The sequence below is a fragment of the Nostoc sp. genome (genome assembly GCF_036917235.1).
Taxonomy (GTDB): domain Bacteria; phylum Cyanobacteriota; class Cyanobacteriia; order Cyanobacteriales; family Nostocaceae; genus Nostoc.
Map to the genome: position 1 here is coordinate 1 of NZ_JBALDU010000054.1, position 3,676 is coordinate 3,676.

3 protein-coding genes and 1 tRNA gene are annotated in these 3,676 nt (G+C 43.0%); all 4 read left to right on the plus strand.

What is annotated here, in order from left to right; all coding sequences use genetic code 11:
- Positions 1-315: 315 nt before the first annotated feature.
- The 4 genes from V7K44_RS17005 (at position 316) to V7K44_RS17020 (ending at position 3,431) form a co-directional block, all read left to right on the plus strand.
- Positions 316-867 (plus strand): NYN domain-containing protein, encoded by a 552-nt coding sequence (locus V7K44_RS17005; protein WP_094352149.1) that lies wholly within the window; start codon positions 316-318, stop codon positions 865-867.
- A 143-nt stretch (positions 868-1,010) separates the two neighbouring features.
- Positions 1,011-1,082, plus strand: a tRNA-Asn gene (locus tag V7K44_RS17010).
- Between the two features lie 42 nt (positions 1,083-1,124).
- Positions 1,125-2,285, plus strand: coding sequence for an aminotransferase class V-fold PLP-dependent enzyme (locus tag V7K44_RS17015; protein WP_334933118.1), 1,161 nt, complete (start codon positions 1,125-1,127; stop codon positions 2,283-2,285).
- A gap of 213 nt (positions 2,286-2,498) precedes the next feature.
- Positions 2,499-3,431, plus strand: a complete 933-nt coding sequence (locus V7K44_RS17020; protein WP_334933117.1) for an ATP-binding protein — start codon at positions 2,499-2,501, stop codon at positions 3,429-3,431.
- The last annotated feature ends 245 nt before the right edge of the window (positions 3,432-3,676 follow it).

Here is a 3,676-nt window from a genome sequence, read left to right on the forward strand (position 1 = left end):
GTAATGAGTAATGAGTAATGAGTAATGAGTAATGAGTAATGAGTAATGAGTAATGAGTAATGAGTAATGAGTAATGAGTAATGAGTAATGAGTAAAATTCATTGTACTTAGCACTCCTGAATGCCACTAAAAAAGAACTGTAACGCGCCTTTATTTAAAAGGCGCGTTTTAAGTTGGTGCGTCTATCTGAGGTTTGAGTTTTGTGAGGCTGCCGTATTTTTTATTCTGTGTAGCATAGTGTTACAGACTATGCATCAATTATTATAAAACTTATGAATGAATTTTGTTAACTCTAGAAAATTGTGATTAAAAACCATGCCCCGTTCCTTACTCCAAGCCGTTTTGTTAGTGGACGGCTACAATATCATAGGCGCTTGGCCTTGCCTTAAAAAAACGCGTGATAGCGTTGGACTAGAGGCTGCACGGGGCGAACTTGTGGAAGCGATGACTGGTTATAGTGCGTTTCAAGGTTACACAACTCAGATAGTTTTTGATGCTCAATATCAGAATAGCTCTAGTAATAAAGAAATTATTACTGAGCTTTTATCTGTTTATTACACTGATTTTGGGCAAACAGCAGATACTTATATTGAAAAATCCTGCGCTTCTTTTCGCCACCAAATAGCCCAATCTTTGATTTCTCGTGTGATTGTTGCTACATCAGATCGGGCACAGCAGTTGATGATCCAAGGATATGGGGCTGAATGGTTATCAGCACAGCAACTCTGTGGGGAAGTGGAAACCACTGTCTGCCGGATGCGACAAAAGTATCATACGCGCAAACAATCTAAGAGTAGATTTTTAGCTAATGCCATTGATGCTAAAGCGCGGCAGCGTCTGGCTGAATTACGAATGGGATTACAGTAGATATTTAGTATCTCAGAGTCTCTGCTTAAGTTCCTGAATCGATTTTGGCTGCAAAAATTCTATAAATTAAGTTTCTAAAAAAATATTGGCGAAAGTACTTGCCAAATACTATTTTTAGCCCTACTATTATAAATCGTGAGTGGTCCTCAGTAGCTCAGTGGTAGAGCGATCGACTGTTAATCGATTGGTCGCTGGTTCGAATCCAGCCTGGGGAGTTTATCAATTTTGGATTTTAAATTTTGGATTCTAGATTATCCATGAGAGAGTTATGGTCGCTTGACTCGACTGTGACGTTTCTGAATCATGGGTCTTTTGGTGCTTGTCCTAAACAAGTGCTGGAGTTTCAACAACGTTTGCGATCGCAACTCGAACATGAACCTTTGCGCTTTTTTGGTAGGGAATGGGAACCTCTGCTAGACGATGCCAGAAGTAAGCTAGCGGCGTTTGTAGGTGCTGATGTGCAGGATTTGGTATTTGTCCCCAATGCGACGACTGGCGTTAATTCGGTGTTAAGGTCGCTGACGTTTTCACCAGAGGACGAAATACTTACAACTAACCACGAATATAATGCTTGCCGCAATGCACTTGATTTTATTGCCAGTCGCACGGGTGCGCGGGTGGTGGTAGCAAAAGTTCCTTTCCCGATTGACTCGCCACAGCAAGTAGTGGGAGCAGTAATTGAAGGAGTTTCAGCAAGAACACGATTAGCGCTTTTGGATCATGTTACCAGCCAGACAGGGCTAATTTTCCCGATGCAAGAGTTAGTAAAGGAGTTGCAACAACGGGGTGTAGATACATTGGTGGATGGTGCCCATACGCCTGGAATGATTTCTCTCAATTTGCGAGAGATTGGCGCAACTTATTACACTGGGAATTGTCATAAATGGCTGTGTGCGCCCAAGGGTGCAGCATTTTTGTATGTGCGACGAGATAAACAGTCAGAAATTCGTCCTCTGACAATTAGCCACGGAACAAATTCGCCACGCACTGATAAAACCCGCTTTCAATTGGAATTTGACTGGACAGGTACAGACGATCCTACAGCTTATATGTGTGTACCAGAAGCGATCGCTTTTATGGGTTCGTTCCTACCTGGTGGGTGGACAGAATTGAGACAGCAAAATCATCAGCTAGTGTTGCAGGGAAGACAGCTAATTTGTGAAGCGCTGGAAGTGCAGCCGCCTTGTCCAGAGGAGATGATTGGTTCAATGGCGGTTGTGCCATTGCCTACGATGTTGGAAAACCGCGATTTCATGTCTATACATGATGAGTTGTTTGATAAGCTTGGTATTCAAGTGCAGGTGATGCCGTGGCAGGAAAAACCTCGGCTGTTGGTCAGGATTTCGGCGCAGATTTACAATACTTTAGAGCAGTATGAGTATTTGGCAAAGGTTTTAAAGGGGTTGCTCTCAGGATAATCTATAGCGCTTCTCGGTCTTTGTAAGTTATAAGAACCCCACCCCCAACCCCCTCCCCGCTTGCGGGGAGGGGGCTATGATGATGTACCTTATCTGATTAGAAACCGCTATAGTTTCAAGGAAGTGGCGATCGCATCAAGGGTCTGTTTTGCACTCAGTGCTATTCTTTTAAGTGATTGCACTTAAATTGCTGAAACTAGGATAACGCTTTACATGACTTCTGGAGCGCTGCCTTCTAATCCTTTTGTAGCTGCGGGGATGATTGAAGATCCCAGGCTGTTTGTCGGTCGTAAGGATGAATTAAACGCGATCGCATCTCGGATGAAGGGCGATCAGCCTACAAGTATCAATATAGTTGGTGAGAAGCACATTGGTAAATCTTCGTTGCTGCATTATTTCGTTCGGACTTGGGAGCAGCGAGGATTAAACGCGAACCGTTATGTGGTAATTTACTTACCGTTACGGGGTGTAGATTGCCAAACTGAAACGGGTTTCTATGAGGCTGTAGCGGAAAGTTTACTGAATCACGTTCAGGGATGGCAACAACGCAGTCTGCAAAATTGTTGGAAGAGTAAACCGCTTAATCGTCAAGCTTTTTCAGATGCGGTTAAGGAATGGAAACAGCAAGGAAAGCTACCCGTCCTCTGTCTGGATGATTTTGAAAGCCTTTTGAAATATCCTGATAAATTCGATAATGGATTTTATGACAATTTGCGATCGCTGATGGATAGGAATGCCTTGATGCTTGTGGTAGCTTCGCGTAAACAACTGGATGTTTATGCTAACGAGCATCGGTTTGTCTCTAGTTTTTTCAATATTGGTCACACGATTTATTTGAAAGAACTCACTACAGATGAGGCTATTGAACTGTCGCGCTTACCAACTCGCTCTACAAATGGTGCAGTTTTGAGTGTAGATGAACAGAGTCATGCCCAGCAATGGGGCGATCGTCATCCTTACAAGTTGCAATTGGCTGGTTACTATTTGTGGGAAGCACGTCAACAAAGCAAGACAATCAAGTGGGCAAAACAGCAGTTTGAACAACAGCTTACAGATCCTAAATCCAAAGCAAAGGGACAGGGATGGCAATTACTGGAGTTTAGACTAAATAGTCGAAATCAAAGAAAAAAGAGGGGGTCTGATTGAACACAGACCCCCTTTTGACAGAAGGTGAGAGAAGAACCACCTACTCTCACCTGCCAATATGAAATTTGACAAACTTCAAGAATTTCGTCAAGCGGCTTACAAGCATCTGGGCAAAGCCCACGATGCAACTTTTGAACTAACTGATGCTATATTACAGCATTTACGGCTCTTATGAGGTACAGTAGCAGCAACTAGCAAACCAGTTTCTTAAATGTTGAGGATTTATTAAATTGAGTGCAACTGAG

Excerpts from the sequence above, each read along its gene's own strand:
- V7K44_RS17005 (WP_094352149.1), top strand. The coding sequence starts at position 316 with ATGCCCCGTTCCTTACTCCAAGCCGTTTTGTTAGTGGACGGCTACAAT.
- V7K44_RS17020 (WP_334933117.1), top strand. The coding sequence starts at position 2,499 with ATGACTTCTGGAGCGCTGCCTTCTAATCCTTTTGTAGCTGCGGGGATG.
- V7K44_RS17015 (WP_334933118.1), top strand. The coding sequence starts at position 1,125 with ATGAGAGAGTTATGGTCGCTTGACTCGACTGTGACGTTTCTGAATCAT.